This window comes from Sphingomonas endolithica, from assembly GCF_025231525.1.
Classification (GTDB): domain Bacteria; phylum Pseudomonadota; class Alphaproteobacteria; order Sphingomonadales; family Sphingomonadaceae; genus Sphingomonas; species Sphingomonas endolithica.
Map to the genome: position 1 here is coordinate 366,229 of NZ_CP103057.1, position 17,589 is coordinate 383,817.

Consider the following 17,589-nt stretch of genomic DNA (forward strand, 5'->3'; position numbering starts at 1 on the left):
GGCACATCTCCTGTTCTGGAGAGTGCTTTGCCGTTGCCCGATAACCTTACCGCTCTCCACACATCTTTGCAGTTCGACCTTGCCAGCGCTGCGCGGGAAGGTGTCGTAGATTGACCTACAATCCAAACGGCACGGTTGCTGAAATCCTCGCCGGACTTAACGCGCGGATTACGGCTGCAGGCGCTGCGCCCTTGGCGTATAATCCGAACGACACCATTGCTGACATCATCGCCGGCTTTAAGGTCCGTATCGCTGCAATTGCTACGCCCACCCCAGCCCCCGCCTTCACCACGCAGCCCACAATCATCAGCGACGGCACGCCACAGGTAGGCGAGGTCGCAGCGCTCGATCCCGGCGTGGTGGAGAACGGAAGCATCGGAACGCGCCGCCTGTTCAAGGACGGCGCAGACTTCGCGGACGCCTCGGCCGGCTCAATCCAGTGGGCGACTGTCGGCGCCTACAAGCTGCGGGTGTATATTGCTGGCACCAGCATCTTTGCGGACAGCGCGGTGGTCACGGTTGCAGCGGCACCGGTAGCAGGAGCAACGCCCGCGCCCGTGCTTTCCATTCCTGACAACTTCGTCAGCGGCACGAACCCGCCGCGCGTGAAGATGGAGATCCCCGGCCCGCCGTTCGACAAGACGCTGTTCAAGGCCGTGGTCGAGTGGGATTACAACGCGTCTGGCGCGTTTGCCTACAGCGCAGGTCGATCGGCGGAGATCGCGGATCTGATGGCGTTTGCGGACGCGGAGGATTACACGATCGCGGGCCTTGTCAATCAGCCAGCGCCGGGTCCGTTTCGCATGCGCTCGCGCTTCGTACGGCTGGCGGATAGTGTAGCGGGGCCTGACAGCAACTACTTCATCGACACACTCGCTGCGCCTGTGGTCGCACCCGCCGCGTTTGATCCGGCGACGAAGGATGCCGCGATCGGGCTCACCGATACTAACCGGACGACAACGCAGCTCTACCCCGGCGCCGGCGATCAGTACGCGTACAGCACCATCGCGCGCGGCATTGGGGCGGAGCTGACACTCACGATCGGAACCGGAGCCGGTGCATTTGTAACGGGGATGGCCAGCGCAACGACCGCCGCAAGTGTAAGGCTACTGCTGACTAGCGTTGCGTACGTCGAGGTCAACGGGGTTCAGGTCAGCAGTTTCCCGACCCTCACGAACGGCGACACCCTCCGTCTGAAGCTGGTGGCGAACGCAGACGACCCAACCAAGATTGACGTTCAGGCATCGAAGAACGGCGGAGCGGCGCGCACGTTTGCCACGGCGTCCGCGGCGAATATGTATTTCTTCGTGAAATACAACGACAACAATGGCCCTCCTGTCACTATCACCGACTATGGAAAGTGGAGTTGATTATGCGCAAGCCAACAATTCTCGCGGCGTTGCTGTTCGCCCTGTCTGCCGCCCCGGCGTTCAGTCAAGGGCGCCCGGCCAATGCAGTCGCGCAAGACGGCAGCGATGCGCCTGTGCTTGCGAATGAATTTGGGCCGCAGCCGGCAATCGCTGACGGTCTGAGCACGGCCGTAGGCGGCGGGTTGCGCAAGACCGACCCTAGCGGCCCCCCGCCATCGGCCGCTCCGGATAATCTCGGCGCGTGGCGTATTAACTGCTTCCCGACGCATTCGGCCGCAGACGACCCGATCGTCAGTCCTGGCAAGCCGGGTAAGGCACACCCACACACCTTCTTCGGGAACGTTGGGACTGACGCCAATTCGACCTACACGTCACTGCGCACAACCGGTGAAAGTACCTGCGTCAACAAACTGTGGAGATCCGCATACTGGCTGCCGGCAGTGATCGACGGCCCAGGCGTCAACGCAAAACTAATCTGGCCTCAGTCGGTGGTCGTATTATAAGCGCTTTCCCAAAACGAGTGCATATTGCACGCGCGGGAACACCTTGTTTGTCGGGAATTGCGTAGCGTTGCCGAACGGCATCCGGCTTATCTCCGGGCGCGACATGATTACCGGCACGTCGCCTACTGGCCTCGTGCGCTTCAAATGCATCGCGTACAGTAACGAGAATAGTGGCGGCTTTAGCGGGGAATATGGTTCCGACCTAGTGACAGCAGCCGCATCGTGCGGCTCGATCGTCATCCCCGGCGGCCAGACCGGCGTCAAATACTACCTCGATTTGGATGCTCACATGCCCCCGTGCTGGGATGGGGTAAATCTCGATAGCGCAAACCATCGGAGCCACATGGCCGACACGCTCAAGGTGAACGGTGTTGGAGAATTCTGTCCTAAGACGCACCCGAATCTCATTCCCACGTACGAGGCGCAGGTGCTTTATCCCATTGATAGCACGCTCAATCAGACGGGGACGTGGGCCGCCAACCAGCAGACGTGGTATCTGTCGAGTGACCGCATGCCGGGTATGGCCATCATGCGCCCGGGTACGACGTTCCACTTCGACATTCTCGACGCCGGCAACCAGGCGATTAAGAAGATCTGGACTGACAACTGCATCGACCTGATGCTGAACTGCTCAGCTGGCGTACTAGGCGACGGGACGGGGCTGACCCCCGATCCGAACATCATTCAAACGCAACATGCCAAGACGCCACGCCCCAAGATGACGATGGAGGCGGCGCACGGCACCATCCACGGGCCGATGTGAATGCCCTGGTATTCGGGATGAAGGATGTCCCGTTCGGCACAGCGGTTGGCTGGACAGGTTAGGCCCGCTCTGGGATAAGCCAGTAACAATGGCAATCATCAAGAGCGGATCGGCCTTATGCAGAGCTCGGCCGGTATCAAGCGCTTCGGTAACCACGAGAACGCCTTTGGGTTTCTACGGCTTTTTTTCGCCTCTCTCGTCATCGTTTCACACACGCCCGAGCTGGTGGATGGCAATCGAAACCGCGAACTGTTGACACGGTTTTTCGGCACGATTTCCTTTGGCGAGTTAGCTGTAGACGCCTTTTTCCTCATCAGCGGTTATCTGATTCTGGGGAGCTATCTCAAACTACCGAAGGTTTGGCCGTACCTCAGCAAGCGCATTGCTCGGCTTTATCCGGCGTTCATCGTTGCCTCATTCCTATCGTTCGCGCTTGTCGCTCCGCTAAGTGGCGGCAGTGCCGCCCTTGCCCACCTAACAACCTGGATCAAATCGGTGGTGTGGATGGCGTTGCTCCAGCCCCCGGTCGTGCCCGGTTCCTTCGTCGGGTCAAGTGTTCCGGTGCTCAACGATGCAATGTGGACGATTGCCTACGAGTTTCGGTGCTACCTTCTAGTGCTCGCCCTCGGCCTGATGGGAGCTTTCCGATATCCCCGAGTTATTGTTGCGCTCGCTGTGGGGTGTCTCGCCCTTTATCAAATTATCCCGTCTACATTCTGGCAGGGAGGCTGGGGCGTCCATCACATTGATGCCGTATTGGGTAATCCCGGACCCTCTAGGCGGTTGACTGGCATTTACCTAATGGGATGCGTCTTTTTTCTTTATCGTGATTCCATAAAGTTCACTCGGGAAGCGGTCGCGATCGCCGCCATAGTTTTGTTCGGCTCCCTGTTCATCCCGTGGGCGGCAGAGCCAGCAGTCGCGACTTTTGGCGCTTACATCATATTTGCCGTGGCCCAAGGCAAAGTTGGCGTTCTTAACCGGATCAACAACCGGAATGATATTTCGTATGGCGTTTATCTCTACGCTTGGCCGATCGAGCAATTATTGATGTGGTATTGGCCTGGGTTGCCGCTCCTCGCTCTTGGGCTGCTTACCTTCGCAATCGCATGCGGATGCGGATGGCTAAGCTGGCTGTATGTAGAGCGTCCGGTCATGCGGCTGCTACGTCAGCCGGACAACCCGCGCCGAACTGATGGAGCAGCGGTCATATATTCTGGGGCGTTAGGTCAAAGTTGATGGACCCCTTGATTATCGTATTAGTCGCCCTGATGCCGCTTCTGGGCTTATCCATCTGGATGGCCGGCGCAGAGAAACGTCGGCGCCGGAAGGCTTGGGGTGCATACTTCCGGCCTTCGAGGGCGAGGCGAAAGAGATGGTGGCGCTTAGGGTAGCCTCTGCATCGGCATTCCGATCAGCATCGTGCTGCGGTGCTGGATGAGGACGGCCCGCGCGCCGACTAAGGGTAAAAGTGCCATGCGAGCCGTCCGGGTCGGGCTCAGAGCTGGCAGGCCCTTTGAGTCCGACAACCTCATCTTAAGAGAGATTTAACCGAAAGCAATCCATCGGCTCGACGCGGAGCACCGTCGAATTTGGCGCCGCTGACTGTTTCGTCCCTTTTTGGTATCGATAGCGCAGCGCATGGTCGTCCGAGGCGACCCGTCGCATGCACAAACCAAAGGCGGCCCGTCGATGCCTGCAACGCCCAGACGGGCCGCCCCCTTACTCAGCAGCGCAGCAATTGGAGTCTTGTGCACGGCTGGACCGCAAATTCAGCACGCAAAGGCGCTAAGATCAATACGCCACCAAACAGACAAGGTGAATTGCGCTAGATATCCAGCCCGCGTCGCTCGATCTCTCCCAGCAGCCGCGTAGCCTCTGCGCCAGTCCCGTCCGTCCGCTGAAATGCTGCTAGCAAAACGCCATCGGCCATCTCGCGGATGAACTCTTCGTCGGTGACCCATCCGATCATACCGGCATGGTGCGCGCGGGTCGGTCGATTCGCAACACGTCATCGCAGAGCGGCAGAGTTCTCCAATTCCTTGATCGCGACGTCGAGATCGGTCGCGGTCAAGCCGCTTGGCTCATGAACGAGCCCGGCAAGTTGCTGCGCCGCCCGGAACGCCTTCAGCCGGGTCAGGGCAATATTTAGCGCCGCCTTGTCGATCATGCGGACGTGGTGGGCCTGCTCAGGTTGATATGCAACGTTCCTGTTCTAGCCTCCGAGTAACAGTGCACGGAGCTATAGGCTAAGCGGCCTGCTTTTCACGAAACGCGATGTTGGTTGAAAGTAGCAACGATCGTGGTAGCAGAGCCCGTTGCTGTGCCGGAAGCGATTTACCTACGTCAGGGGATTGCGCGCGTTGCTGCCCCGGCATGGCAACACCTATCAAAGAGTGTTCCCGGTACTCCAACCCGAATAGCAAAAAAGCCGCCAGCCTTTCGGCCAGCGGCTTCTCTATCGCGTGACGAAGTGATGCTTATGCGTAGCTGACGGTCGTCTTGACTGCACTGCGACGACGCATGGCAAAGCCAACTGCACCCATGCCGAGGATCATCATAGCCCACGTGGCTGGCTCAGGGACGGCGCCGGTAGCAGCGACGGAGTTGAAGGAGAAGGAGGCCGGGTCAGCGGTGGTGCTACCGCTGAAGTTAACGCGACCGATCGATCCATCGCTGAACGTGCCCGTCAGCGTATTGGCGCCATTGAACAGAACGTTGCGGAAATCGACGCTGGCACTTGGGTTGGCAGTGGTGCCGAAGTTCACGCGGAATGCAGAGTAGGCGCCTGGATCGAAGTTAGTCGCCCCGTAGGTCAGCGTCGCCGCCTTGGAAGGAAGCAGCGTCTCCGAAGGCGTTCCGACACCTGGTGAATTATCGGTGCCGCCGTTGATGGAGCCACCACCAAAGTTGTCGATGTTCGTGATGTTGTAGATCGAGCCACCATCGAGCGTAAGTGCAAGGCTGGTGAGATACGGTGTTGTGTCAGATCCAGCGGTGGTGTTAGTCACGCGGAACTTGGGCTGATCCACACCGCTGCCTGTGCCATTCGGGCTGCCTAGGTTCGTGCCCACCTCGACCAGAAACGTACCCGCATAGGCTGGGGCTGCGCTAAGCGTTAGAGCACCGACCAGCGCGGTTGCCATCATTTTCTTCATTAAAGTTTCCCTATCCTACCGTGAGCCAACTTGGCAATTAACCTGCTGTTAATCTTTTCGGTACGCCGGGCCCGATTAGCGGTCAACAAGCTGAGTTGTGGCGCCGTCCCTTTTTCGCACGATTTGCCAATGGATGGTAAAAAGGGGTTCAAGTGTCCCGTTTTGGGGCATCTTCTGTTGCTCTTAATTGCGGCCAGATCAGAGGCTGATCAACGCCACGCCAGCCGCGCGCGACGTGTTGGGGCGCTTCCACATGATCGATGTCGAGACGACTTACACGATCGCTACGGCGAGCGGTGGGTCAGGAACGCGTGCAGGCGAGCTGATCGTGTCTAACTGTGCCGAGCCTCACCCGGCGACATAGGGGTGCGCAGCGCGCACCACCTCTGCGGCCTTGTCGATCGCCGCCAGATCGGCAGGGCTGCCGGTCGGGTGTATCGCCCAGTTCGTTCGGATGTTGAACGCGAGGGACAGTTTCTCGACCTCGCCAACCGCCTTCCGCCACTTGGCCGCCTTGCTACCAGCTGCGCCGGTGAGGATCTCGGCCAGGATGTCGCGCGGCGTCGAAGGGGTCGGAATGCTGTCGCTCACCGCGCGTCAATCGGTATGTCGAGTGCCCGCGCCTTGTATTTTACGCCGATCAAAGTTCGCCCCAGTTCGTCCGCGACATCCTCGATTGTCGATCCCTCGGCAAGAAGCACACGAAGCATCGCAACCTCGTCATCGGTCCAGTTCCGGTAGTTCCGTCCGTCCATCTATCTTCAACCTCGACTTCGCTCGTTACGGTGCGGGTTGGTTTGGGTTCATGCTAGCAGCACGCGCGGGCAACGCTTGGCTTCCCTTCACCGGCACGTGTGGCTCTTTCCGGACAGCCCGAAGGCCCATCCAAGCGAAATAGAGTGCCGTCGCTACGATCAACGCGAAGATGATCTTCGCGGCTGCGCTTGGGCGTTTATTTCCTCGGTTGCTCATCCCGACCGCCTACGGGATTGACGATGCGGATTAAAGCCGCAACTTTGGCTCTAGGGGAGATCGAGCGACGTAGCCGAGCTAGCCAGCCAAGCCTGCAATCCAGTTGGTTACGTTACTGATTAGTTGGATCTGCAGGTGGTTGGCGACCAGCACCCCGACGATCGTCACAGCCAGGGCGCCAATTGCGACCTTTAACCAACGCCTTGTATTCTTCCGCTGGTTGTCGATCATCGCGGTTCCTGGCTTTGCCAATCGTTCTCGGCGTCTTCCACGGCCTGAAAGGTGTCGCCATCCGCCTGCTGCCTACGCAGGTGCGATCGCACCGCTTCCGGGTCACCGTTCTTTGGGAACGTGCGATCGGCCCGCGCGGCGTCGGCTAGGCCATCGACCCAGTCACCTCGGTCTCGTTGATCGAGTAGCCATCGCCCGAACGCTACCGTTGGCTCCGAATCGGGTGCGTTGTCATTCATTGGATTGCCCTTTTTGATCCACCGCGCTCCCTTCGCACCGCTCGCCTGTTCCTGCAATGTTCTTGCGAACCGGACGGCGATGCGCGTAGCTGGGGCACGCCGCCGACGCGGTGATAGGACATTGCTGGAGGATTACATGCAGCACGATCTGCAACTGCGCGCGGCTGCGCGCGCGATTTACGATGCCTGCTATCCAACTGAGGAATGGGCGCCTGTGCGCTTCGATGAAGCAGAGCGGTTCGGCACGGTGCATTATCGCCAGGCTGTCGGCGCTGCCCAGGAAGCACGAAGCGCTCTCGGTGCACAGCACGATCAGCTCCTATTCGCGTCGATCCTCTAGGGTGGACCCGCTTAATGGCCGCCGACTGACCCGCCCAGCACACGTTCGCTTGTCGAATGGCCTGAAGCTCCACGAGATCCCATACGAGCTGGTGCCGCGCGAGGTGCCGCTATTCCTCTGCCGAACCCCGGCGGGCTTCCCCTCACCTGCCCAAGACGACATGGAGGAGCCGATCGATCTCGGTGCTTGGCTGGTCGAGCATCCCGCTGCCAGCTACATCATGCGAGTGGATGGCGTGTCGATGGCTGGTGCCGGCATCAACGACGGCGACCTGATCGTCGTGAATCGGGCCAAGAGACCTCGATCGGGCGCCATTGTCGTTGCGCTGGTTCACGGTGACCGAACCTTGAAGCGCCTGCAATTCGTCGATGGCCGCCACTGGCTCGTGCCCGAAGCAGAGGGCTTCGCGCAGATCCTGGTCGACGAGGATGTGGAGATCTGGGGCGTCGTCGTCGGCGTGGCCCGCAAGATGGCATGAGCGCCCCGATCGCGCTGATCGACTGCAATAACTACTATGTCTCGTGCGAGCGGGCGTTCGACTCCAGCCTAATCGGTGTGCCGGTGATCGTCCTGTCGAACAACGACGGGTGCGCCATAGCCAGGTCAGCTGAAGCGAAGGCGCTGGGGATCAAGATGGGCGATCCGATCCACCATCTGCGCGACAAGGTGCGCGAGCACAGCATTCGCGTCCTATCGTCGAACTACACCCTGTATGGCGACATGCAGCGCCGGGTAGTCGCGGCTTGTGCCGCGTTCGCCCGTGACAGCGAGATATACTCGATCGACGAGACGTTCCTTGATCTTGGCGGGTTTGAGGACCGGGACTTGGTGGCACACGCCCACGCTATGCGCGACCAGGTGCGCTTGTGGACGACCATTCCAACCTGCGTAGGCATTGCCGGAACGAAGACGCTGGCGAAGCTGGCCAATGCCGCGGCGAAGAAGGACCCGCGGTTCGACGGCGTCGCTGATCTACGTGGCGACGACATCCGACGGCTGGTGATGCACGCCTTCCCGGTCGAGGACGTGTGGGGGGTCGGCAGCGCGACCGCGCTCAAGCTGAAGGGCCTTGGCATCGCAACGGCCGGCGGCTTGCGCGACATGCCAATGAAGCAGGCGCGGGCGGTAGGCACGGTGGTGCTTGAACGGTTGGTGGCCGAACTACGTGGCGTGCCCTCTAATGCCGTTGAGACGGTCGGGCCCCAGCGGAAGGGCATGGCGGTGACGAGATCGTTCGGCGCGCCGGTGACGACGCTCGACGGCATGATGGGCGCGCTCAGCCAATATGCCATGCGGGCTGGCGAGAAGTTGCGTAATCACGGGCTTGTGGCGGCGCGGCTGACGGCGTTCTTCCACACCAACCGGCACAAGCCTGAGCGGCCGCAATATGGCGGATCACGGACGGTGTCGCTGCACCCTATGACTAGCGATACCCTAGAGCTGATTGCAGCGGCGCGGCGAGCGGCTGAACGGGCTTGGCGTGACGGCTACGCGTACACCAAGGCCGGCATCATGCTCGACGACCTGGTTGCTGAAGATATGCGACCGCGGACGTTGTTTGAGGATGATACGGGCAAGCGGGACCGGTTGATGGGCGCGCTGGACGAGATCAACGGGCGGTTTGGCAAGTGGACGGCGGTCACGGCGTCACAGGGGTTCAGGCGCGAGTGGAAGTTGCGATCGGAGATGCGCTCGCCGGCGTGGACGACGAGCATCGCTGAGGTGCCGATAGTCCGGGCTTAAGTTACAGGAGGCTAATCTGACAGGCTCGCGATCATCGCGGCTATAGGAGGGGCATTCCTGCTTTAGCACGCCGATCATTGATGAGGTCGACAACCATTCCCTGCATTGAATCGGCATAGTCCTCGGCCAACGTCGCCCCGAGCGACCGAAGGGCCTTCCTAGCATGAATATGGGTCCGCGCCGCGCGCTCGTCGCTGGTCATCAGGCCATTGAAGTACGTCGCATATGCAGCGTGGAATACGTCAACACGATCATTCAGCGCCTGTTTTGCATTTCGAGTGACGGTTCCGCCCCCTGCCATATCGATCAAGTGGATGACATGGCACAGGGCTAGGCGGAATACGAAATGATCGTGAAGCGCTGGCGCAGTCGGCAGAGCCAATCCCGATGGATGGCCGGTAGCAAATGCCTCCGCCGTCGTTAGGATCGCAGCGTGGAAGAGACCCTGCATTGTGGTCGTAAAAGGCTCGCCGCGAGCGAACGTCTTCCATTGATCAGGACTGAAGAGTTTGCGCACGGTAGCCATCGTCTCGCGGCTATCTACTCGATCTGCCATCACACTCAGGTGGTCTTGCGCCCACTGCCGACGCTCTACAATTTGAGCAATAATCCCGGGATCGCCATGGTGGGCCATTGCCATCGCGATGCTGAACGACGGAAATTGCGAGGTTTGCTCTAAGTCGATCATCCGATCAGAAACCGGTCCGTCGTTCGGATCTAAGGTCCCGATTAGTTGGGTGCCCAACAATATAATAATCTGACGCGGAAAAGACGCAACGACTTTGAAGTGCTCGATTACGCTGTCAACGCTTTCCGCCTTGTAGCTCTCAACCGATGCAAAGTCGCTGATCACAGCCCTATTGTTAGGGCTAAGCATTAAGTAGGCCATAAGCTCAGGCTTACGCATCCGATTGGTATCAATAACTACACGCATAACAGGCTTGCCTCAAATCGACAGTCGCGCACTCTCCCTTTCAAACCAATCACCCTCGCGTCGGAAACACTGGCCCCCGCACCGTCATCTGCGCCGCGGGATATGGGCATTGCAGCCCTCTCACGTCATCATAGCTGCCAGTCAGCCATCGCTCGTGATCGTCAGGATGCAGGACCGTGATCATTGCCTTCGGGTGAATCGGCGCGACGAGCGCGTTCGCATCGCAGGTCACCATCGTGAAACCGGAGCCTTCCTTCGTGCGCTGCCAGAATCCGGCAACAGCGAACATCGGCTGATCGATAACCTGAAACCACATCTCGCCCTTAAGCGGCTTCTTGCCGTCTTGCAGGTCGTGTCTCTCCGGCGTCCATTCACAAAATTACGTCAGCGGCACGAGGCAGCGCTGCTTCGGTTTCGAAGCCAGCCCCTTCCATTGCGGCAACGTCAGGTTGCGGACGTTCGTCATCGTCCATCTCGCGGCGCCACCCAGCACGTCCCAGGGCATAACGTCTAGGCCGCGTTTACCCTCATGCTGGCGGATGACATACGCCCGTTCCGTGGGACGCAGCTCGACGGGATCAAACCGGTTATCCATCGGCTTGCCAGTGATCCACCCGGCTTTGAAGTGCTCGATGATCGTCTCCGCCTCGCCGAGCATACGGGCCCGGTTGCACATTACGAGAAGAAGCCGAAGAGTGGCACCGCGACGGCAAGTCCCGCGAGCGTGATTAGCGCGCCATAAAGCGCCCGCCGCCCGAACGTTGGTTCACGCCTCTCGACGGCGTGCAGCTTCTCCCCAGCGCGTGTCATTCGTGTATTGGCCTCGGCATCGGCGTTCCCCTATTATCCCGGCATGACGAATCATGTTGAACAGACCTTGCCACACGATCTAGCGGGCTTCGAGGGCGATTGGTTGCTGCTGATTCAGGAGGAGGAACTGGAGCATACGCTCGTGCTACCGCCGGGGCAGCAACTCGGTAGCTGAGTTGATGTAAGCCCTACTCAATAGCCATTAAATCTTGGCCTGTTCGTGATTTCGGGCAAGCTCTCTCTGCGTTAATGGTACTGACGGTCGGCTAAATCGTATTTAGGCATTGTACGAATTGTTGCAGCGCCAAATTTAGCCGGGTGTCCTATATAGTAGCCTTGTACTTGATTGCAGCCCCATTGGCGTAGCCTCTCCAGCTGGCCTTCTGATTCTACTCCTTCGGCTACGATAGTCAGTCCTAAGCTTTTTCCGAGGCCGATGGTTGCCTTGACGATGGAGGCGGAGGACGGCTGATCGAGCATCTCGGCGATGAAGCTTCGATCCAGCTTGAGCTTGTCAAAGCTAAAGTCCTTCAGGTTCCTTAAAGAAGAGTGGCCAGTTCCGAAGTCATCCATGACAATTCGGACGCCGACGGCCTGAAGGGTGCTTAGCGTTCTTAGTACGTTGCCTCGTTGTTGACCCAGAAGCGTCGCGCTTTCTGTGACCTCTAGCTCCAGACGGCTGAGTGGCACGTCCCAGGCATGGGCTGCATTCACTATCTCAGCGGCCAAACCGTTCGATCGAAACTGTAGCGGGGAAAGATTGATCGCCAGTGACAGGGATTGATCCCAAGTCGAGGCCTCTGCGAGAGCCTGATCAATGACCCAGGATCCGATCGAGGGTATCAAGCCCGTGGCCTCTGCCACTGGAATAAAGATGTGGGGTGGGATTTCGCCCAAGGTTGGGTGATCCCAGCGGAGCAGTGCTTCGTATCCTACGATCGTCATTGATGCTGCGTTTGCGATCGGCTGGTATGCCAAGTGCAACTGCTTCGTCGAGAACGCTTCCTCCAGATCTCGCGCGAGCCGGCGCCGGACACTCTCCTCCTGTTTAAGGTGCTCGTTGAAAAAGCGCGCAGTGTTCCTGCCGTCGGCCTTGGCGCGATATAGGGCCAAGTCGGCTAGCTCGTGTAACTCCTCGCCAGTTTGCTTCGGTTCAGACAAAGCTACTCCAATGCTCATCTGAATGTGTATTTCGTCGGTCGAAGCGCTGAGCGCTTTAAAGACGCGGGCGATCAGCGCTTCAGCTGCCGCAGGCTGCGCATGAGCGACCTGGATAATGGCGAACTCGTCGCCGCCGATACGAGCTACGAGATCATCGCTGCGTACACAGCCCGACAGAAGTTCCGCCGCTTGCTTGAGCGCCCGGTCACCTCCGGCATGGCCCAGTTGATCGTTGATCGCTTTGAAGCCATCAAGGTCTATTGCCAAGACAGCCACTGTGTCACCCGTTCGTTCGCTGCGCGAGAGTTCGTGCGCAAGCCGGCTTTCAAAGAGCAGACGGTTGGCTAAGCCGGTCAGCATATCGTGATGAGCAAGAAACTCGGCTCGCCGTTCGGCAGCCCGACGATCGTTGACGGCGGCGTGATAGGCGAACAGCCCACGCGCAAGATCTCCGAGTTCATCCGCTCGCTTTAGCCCGGGTACCTCACCATCGCCTCCGCCGAGTTTGAACTCACGGAGGCGCTCAGCGATCACGGTTATGGGGATCAGTAATTGCCGGCGCAGCCAGATCGTCATCGCGAATATGAGCGCCACAATGGCGAAGCCGCCCAAAAGTACTGCTATGATGTTCTGCCGGCTCTCTCTCCCGTTCCGTTCGGCAGCGAGACCGATTTCGGTCGCGAGTAGCTCCCGTGCACTGCTGCGGCTCGTCTCCAACTTCCTCAAGGAAGAAAGGAACTGCGGCATTGCAGCTTTTAGTCGGGCAGGGTTAGTGCGCGCGGTGCTTATTAGGCTTCTGGATTGGTGGACAAAAGCGACAGCGGCTCGCCGGGTCTCTCGGATTGCAATCGATGCAGTGCCTGCTTCCGACCTTAGGCACAATGTGGTCATGGATGAGGATAGGCGCTCGAAGTCCGCTGCCTGCTGCCAGAGCCCAGCCCAGCGCGATGCTGAAACCGGCGCACCGTGCTCAGCATCGCGCGTGGCTTCGCCGACGTTCAGGCGCAGGTTCCGTTGCGCCTGATCATGCTGGTCTTCGGTTTGAAGCGCCTGGCTAAGAAGGGTGACCCGCTGATTTGCGTAGTGGATTTCATTAGCGACTGAGAGGCCGATCGCGAGCAGCATCATGGACAGCAGGATGACCAGCGCACACGCCATCGAAACCCGCGCCGATATCGATAGTCGCACAGAATTCTCCTCTGCGCCCGTCTGGCCGGAAAGCCTTACTGTAACGTTATAGAAGAAGGCTTTCCGGGGTGGGCGGTCGGTCCAAGTCGTTCCAAGGAGCGCGCGCTCGCGCTTCGACATGATTGTTGCCCATCCGGCTTACTACTAACGGCGTTATAGGGGGCAACTACGCCGTTCTTACGCCAGCCGACCTACCAGGACGTGATCTGCGTTAAGCAGTTCGTCATCCTGGTAGCACTTGCGTCGGTCACTTAGGCCCTTTTTTCAGGGCATCTTCGACGGCCTTTGACCCGTCGTCGGTCGCCTTTTTCGCAGCCTTGTCAGCGTCCTCGACCGCTTTCTGAGCAGCCTTCGCGGCATCCTCCGCGCTCTTCTGCGCGTCCTTAGCGGCCTTGTCCTGTTGCTTCGCCGCTTCTGCAGCAGCCCTTGCAGCATCATCCGCTGCTTGTTTCGCGGCCCGCTCGGCGTCCTTGGAATCCTTATCGGAGGCCGCCTTGGCTGCTTCGTCGGCGGCCTTCGCTGCGTCCTTAGCGGCACGGTCAGCTTCTCTGTCCAACGCTACTTTGGCTGCTTCCTTGTTCGCCTGCTCGGCCGCGGCTCGTGCAGCATCCTCAGATGCCTTAGCGGCATCCCTTGCAGCCTTCTCTGCCTCTCTAGCTGCATCCTTTGCGGCCTTATCCGCATCCCTGTTCGACTTATCGGCTGCTTCTCTTGCAGCTTTCTCAGCTGCCTTAGACGCTTCGGCCGCCGCACGGGCAGACGCGTTTGCTGCTTCCTTAGCTGCCTTGTCGCTGTCTGCCTTCGCAGCTTCGCGGGCTGCCTTATCTGCGTCCTGCGCCGCTTTCGCTGCGTCCTTGGCGGCCTTGTCTGCGGCTGCAATCACGCCGGCATCTGTGCTCGATCGGGCATCTTCCGCTGCCTTTGCTGCATCGCGAGCAGCCTTCTCCGCTGCGGCTTGCGCAACTGCGTTAAGCGCGGCCTGATTGGCTCGCGCAACTTCCGCAGCAGCAGCATCCTCCGATGCTCTGGCGGCGGCAAGGGCGGCGGCGGTGGAAGCGTCAGACGCAGCTTTGGCTGCTTCTTCAGCAGCACTGTCTGTAGCAGCACTCGCTGCAGCCTCGGCTGCCCGTTGCGCTGCTGCTGCGGCTGCAACCGCGTTGGCCTGTGCGGTCGCCTTGGCAGCGCTCTCCTCTTGAGCACGTGCTGCTTGCGCCGCAGCAGCGGCAGCGGCTTTAGTGGCATCATCGGCCGTCGCTTTTGCCGCAGCTTCGGCCGCATCTCTTTGTGTCTTGTCGGACGCTGCCTTCGCGGCATCGTCCGCTGAGCGCTGTGCCGCGAGTGCTGCTTCTTGCGCGGCATTGTCCGCCTGAGTTTTAGCTGCTGCTGCCGTCTGGGCAGCAGCGGCGCTATCCCCCAGGGCTTGGCCGGCTGCCTGCTGCGTATCCTGCACCGCGATTACTGCCTGCGCGCTGGTGACAGATTTGACCGCGGATGTGGAAGCCTCCGTCGTCATGCGAGAGGCAACGGCGAGTTCTGGCAGGTCAGCAGCCGTGGCCGCGATCTCGACTGGTGTGCCGATGCTTCCGGAGACTAGGCCGTTTGTGGTTTCGGAAAGTGACACAGGAGCTTCGAATACGGCCGGCAGGACCGTCTGTTGGCTTGCCACGGGGCTCGTGTCGGGTGTTGGCGTTATTCTATCTGCTGTTGGCGTTGGCCCCGACGAAGGAGGTGCTGGCGGGGCAGGGGTGTTGGGCGCGTCGGGCGAAACAAGCGTCTTTGTCACACCATTGGTTTCGATCTGCAGCCGATAGAGGTCGCCGGCCCCGATCAGCGCGATCCCGCCGGGCCGGACAAGATCGTGAGCGCCGCCGTCAATGGTGGCGACATCAACAGCGCCTTCCAGCACTTGGACGGAAGAACCCTTGCTGTTCACGCCGATCGAGAAGGTGGTGCCTTTCACGACGGCAGCCAGGTACGGAGTTTTTACCTCGAAATGTGGGGTAAGTTTCTTTTTTATCATGAAGACAACGTTGCCGAAATCCTCCAACACCTGTGTCACGCCCGAGCGCGGCGGAGCTTGCGGAAGACGCAACTGCGTGGCTGGCGCGACCATCATGTACTCGGACCCGCGCACGAGCACCAAACGTCCGCCTTGGCCGGTTTTCACCGTATCGCCGGCTGCAACGGTGATGCCTCTGGTGGCGGTCTTAACAATGCCGCTTCGGAAAATTTGCACCGGGCCAGATGTTTCGCTGATTGTCCAGGCTGGCTGCTCAGCCATCGCCACGGTCGAACAGCTTGCGCCGAACAGAAAAACAAGGTGCTTGCGCATGCAGAACTCTCCGGCGCCGAAACTGATTTCTCGCGTCGCCCATCCAGGGCCCTGTGACAGAGTATCTTCTCCGATTGATTTAACAGGTCGGTAAACAGAATCTTAGGCACATCAGCCAGATAACTATTTGCAAACGCTTAAAGCCTATCGCGTCCAGGTAGTGCGGAGAGACTAGTAGATGCGTCGGCTTTTGAATGTAGTGCTGGTTGGTGCGGGGCTGATGCTTTCGCCTTCGCATGCCGCTGGGCAGGTAAGGCTGGACCGAGCGGACCCGACAATCGCTGAACAGGCGCTGCCGAATGTCGCTGAGAAAGTAGATCCGGCTCAAGCGCCCGCCACCATGACCCCGTCTTCACAGGAAACAAGGATCGGGATAGCGCCGACGGGGCCGCACGTCGCGTCCGCTATCGTAATTGGGGGCGCCGAGAGTGCAATTCCCTCACAGGTCTTTGCGGACATCATCGTAGATTACGTTGGTAAACCACTGCTAACGCAGGACTTCACCGATCTGTTGAGCCGAGTTTCGGCCAAGGCACGGAGCCGTGGCTTCTCTTTTGCCACCGCCTCGATCAGCTCTCAGGATATCGCTTCCGGCGTGTTGCGAGTAGCCTTGGACTTGGGCCGGATCGATGCCGTTCGTGTGATCGGCACAGCGAACCCCTACGCTGACAAGCTTCTGACAACCGCGCTGGCGGGGCAAGTGGTTCGAAAGGACACGCTGGAGCGGGCGATCGGATTGGTCAGTGACATTCCTGGCGTCACGGTCACGGATACCAAGTTCGTTCGCCAAGATGGCTTCGGCATCCTGCTAGTGACCATCGCTCAGGATCGGGCGAGCGCGTACGTTCAGCTCGACAACCGTGGCAGTAAAGAAGTCGGCCCAATTCGGTCAACGATATTAGGCAACCTCCGCGGCGTGTTACGCTCAGGCGATGAAATTGGTGTGATCGCGGCGTTGACGCCTGTTCAGCCATCGGAGTTCGCCTTCCTGCGTGGGCGTTATACCAGCCCACTGGGTTCGGCAGGGTCGACCGTGACGGTATCGGGATCGTACGGCCGCGCGCATCCTGGAGCTTCGTTGAAGCCGCTGGATGTTATCGGCACGAGCTGGGATCTGGCGATGGGCTACTCAGTGCCAATCTTGCGTAGCCGAACACGCAGTTTGTGGGCCAATCTTGAGGTTCGCACCCTGTCGAGCAGCCAGACCCTTCTCGGGACCAGGCTGCGGAGGGATAAGATCACGACGCTCACCGGAACACTGGGTGGTAATGCCCGCGCGGCAGGCGGCGTGGTCCGTAGCGAGTTAGCGATTATAGCTGGGCTACCAGTTGCAGGCGCTAGCCATCAAGAAGATGCCTTGCTGTCCCGCCGCGATGGTGACGCGCGTTTCGTAGCTGGTACCTACAGCGTCGACTGGTCGCGTAAGGTCACCAAGCGGATCAGCGTCGTGCTGGCTTCCGCTGGGCAGCTTGCTTCTCGCCCGCTGTTGGCATCAGCTGAGATCGGGGCAGGGGGCCCGGCCTTCGGGCGGGGCTACGACTATGCTGAGCGGACCGGCGACAGCGGTATTCTGGGATCTGCGGAAGTGCGCGCAGACCTTGGCCGCGTACTACCGACCGTGATCGACCGATTGCAGATCTACGGCTTCGTGGATGGCGGTTACGTGGGCAATCTGCGTCGAGGGTTTGGGGGCGGATCCTTGCTTTCCTCTGGAAGTGGCCTTCGCATGGGGAAGGGCAGGTTAGACGGCATGATCGAGCTTGCGTTACCAATGAATGCCGACCGTTTCGATACCGGCAATCGACGTTCGCGGCTCTCCCTGCGCCTCTCAGTTAGTATTTGAGA

At 59.7% G+C, this 17,589-nt stretch carries 17 protein-coding genes and 1 pseudogene; 9 read left to right on the top strand and 9 right to left on the bottom strand.

The features are described 5' to 3' along the window. Positions 1-110: 110 nt before the first annotated feature. The 4 genes from NV382_RS01865 to NV382_RS01880 all read left to right on the top strand — a co-directional run bounded on the left by NV382_RS01865 (position 111) and on the right by NV382_RS01880 (position 3,875). Positions 111-1,370 carry a hypothetical protein gene (locus NV382_RS01865; protein ID WP_260598859.1) on the top strand — a complete coding sequence of 420 codons (1,260 nt, stop codon included), beginning with the start codon at positions 111-113 and terminating at the stop codon, positions 1,368-1,370. A 2-nt stretch (positions 1,371-1,372) separates the two neighbouring features. Further along, entirely contained in the window at positions 1,373-1,873 is a 501-nt protein-coding gene (locus NV382_RS01870) for a DUF1996 domain-containing protein (protein ID WP_260598860.1), read from the top strand. A 67-nt stretch (positions 1,874-1,940) separates the two neighbouring features. After that, on the top strand, positions 1,941-2,636 hold the full coding sequence (locus NV382_RS01875) for a DUF1996 domain-containing protein (RefSeq protein WP_260598861.1): 696 nt from the start codon (positions 1,941-1,943) through the stop codon (positions 2,634-2,636). A gap of 117 nt (positions 2,637-2,753) precedes the next feature. Next, positions 2,754-3,875, top strand: a complete 1,122-nt coding sequence (locus NV382_RS01880) for an acyltransferase family protein (protein WP_260598862.1) — start codon at positions 2,754-2,756, stop codon at positions 3,873-3,875. 772 nt (positions 3,876-4,647) lie between these two features. Here NV382_RS01880 and NV382_RS01885 read toward each other — a convergent pair. The 5 genes from NV382_RS01885 to NV382_RS01905 all read right to left on the bottom strand — a co-directional run bounded on the left by NV382_RS01885 (position 4,648) and on the right by NV382_RS01905 (position 6,997). Then, positions 4,648-4,806 carry a hypothetical protein gene (locus NV382_RS01885; RefSeq protein WP_260598863.1) on the bottom strand — a complete coding sequence of 53 codons (159 nt, stop codon included), beginning with the start codon at positions 4,804-4,806 and terminating at the stop codon, positions 4,648-4,650. Positions 4,807-5,116: 310 nt separating this feature from the next. Beyond that, positions 5,117-5,794 carry a PEPxxWA-CTERM sorting domain-containing protein gene (locus NV382_RS01890; RefSeq protein WP_260598864.1) on the bottom strand — a complete coding sequence of 226 codons (678 nt, stop codon included), beginning with the start codon at positions 5,792-5,794 and terminating at the stop codon, positions 5,117-5,119. Positions 5,795-6,142: 348 nt separating this feature from the next. After that, positions 6,143-6,385 carry a hypothetical protein gene (locus NV382_RS01895; protein WP_260598865.1) on the bottom strand — a complete coding sequence of 81 codons (243 nt, stop codon included), beginning with the start codon at positions 6,383-6,385 and terminating at the stop codon, positions 6,143-6,145. Then, the gene (locus tag NV382_RS01900; protein WP_260598866.1) at positions 6,382-6,504 is read right to left on the bottom strand and encodes a hypothetical protein; all 123 of its coding nucleotides are present in this window, start codon (positions 6,502-6,504) and stop codon (positions 6,382-6,384) included. Before NV382_RS01900 ends, NV382_RS01895 begins: the two co-directional genes overlap by 4 nt. A 340-nt stretch (positions 6,505-6,844) precedes the next feature. Beyond that, the gene (locus NV382_RS01905) at positions 6,845-6,997 is read right to left on the bottom strand and encodes a hypothetical protein (protein ID WP_260598867.1); all 153 of its coding nucleotides are present in this window, start codon (positions 6,995-6,997) and stop codon (positions 6,845-6,847) included. A 375-nt stretch (positions 6,998-7,372) separates the two neighbouring features. Between NV382_RS01905 and NV382_RS01910 the strand changes: the two genes are divergently transcribed. From NV382_RS01910 to NV382_RS01920, 3 genes are read left to right on the top strand one after another with little or no spacing between them, the layout of a single operon-like run. Next, positions 7,373-7,576, top strand: coding sequence for a hypothetical protein (locus tag NV382_RS01910; RefSeq protein ID WP_260598868.1), 204 nt, complete (start codon positions 7,373-7,375; stop codon positions 7,574-7,576). Positions 7,577-7,625: 49 nt separating this feature from the next. Next, positions 7,626-8,054, top strand: a complete 429-nt coding sequence (locus tag NV382_RS01915) for a LexA family protein (RefSeq protein WP_260598869.1) — start codon at positions 7,626-7,628, stop codon at positions 8,052-8,054. Next, complete coding sequence (locus NV382_RS01920; protein WP_260598870.1) at positions 8,051-9,319, top strand: Y-family DNA polymerase; 1,269 nt, start codon at positions 8,051-8,053, stop codon at positions 9,317-9,319. The genes NV382_RS01915 and NV382_RS01920 overlap by 4 nt, the downstream gene beginning before the upstream one ends. A gap of 40 nt (positions 9,320-9,359) precedes the next feature. Here NV382_RS01920 and NV382_RS01925 read toward each other — a convergent pair whose 3' ends face one another. Further along, positions 9,360-10,172 carry a hypothetical protein gene (locus tag NV382_RS01925; RefSeq protein ID WP_260598871.1) on the bottom strand — a complete coding sequence of 271 codons (813 nt, stop codon included), beginning with the start codon at positions 10,170-10,172 and terminating at the stop codon, positions 9,360-9,362. A 130-nt stretch (positions 10,173-10,302) separates the two neighbouring features. Next, a pseudogene (locus NV382_RS01930) lies at positions 10,303-10,929 on the bottom strand (SOS response-associated peptidase). A gap of 177 nt (positions 10,930-11,106) precedes the next feature. Between NV382_RS01930 and NV382_RS01935 the strand changes: the two are divergent. Then, positions 11,107-11,238: a hypothetical protein gene (locus tag NV382_RS01935; RefSeq protein WP_260598872.1), complete on the top strand. Its 132-nt coding sequence runs from the start codon at positions 11,107-11,109 to the stop codon at positions 11,236-11,238. A 71-nt stretch (positions 11,239-11,309) separates the two neighbouring features. Here NV382_RS01935 and NV382_RS01940 read toward each other — a convergent pair whose 3' ends face one another. Together NV382_RS01940 and NV382_RS01945 are read right to left on the bottom strand one after the other, a co-directional pair. Further along, on the bottom strand, positions 11,310-13,532 hold the full coding sequence (locus NV382_RS01940; protein ID WP_260598873.1) for a putative bifunctional diguanylate cyclase/phosphodiesterase: 2,223 nt from the start codon (positions 13,530-13,532) through the stop codon (positions 11,310-11,312). Positions 13,533-13,659: 127 nt separating this feature from the next. Beyond that, entirely contained in the window at positions 13,660-15,744 is a 2,085-nt protein-coding gene (locus NV382_RS01945; RefSeq protein WP_260598874.1) for a FecR family protein, read from the bottom strand. 178 nt (positions 15,745-15,922) lie between these two features. Between NV382_RS01945 and NV382_RS01950 the strand changes: the two genes are divergently transcribed. Next, positions 15,923-17,587 (top strand): ShlB/FhaC/HecB family hemolysin secretion/activation protein, encoded by a 1,665-nt coding sequence (locus NV382_RS01950; protein ID WP_260598875.1) that lies wholly within the window; start codon positions 15,923-15,925, stop codon positions 17,585-17,587. Positions 17,588-17,589: the final 2 nt, after the last annotated feature.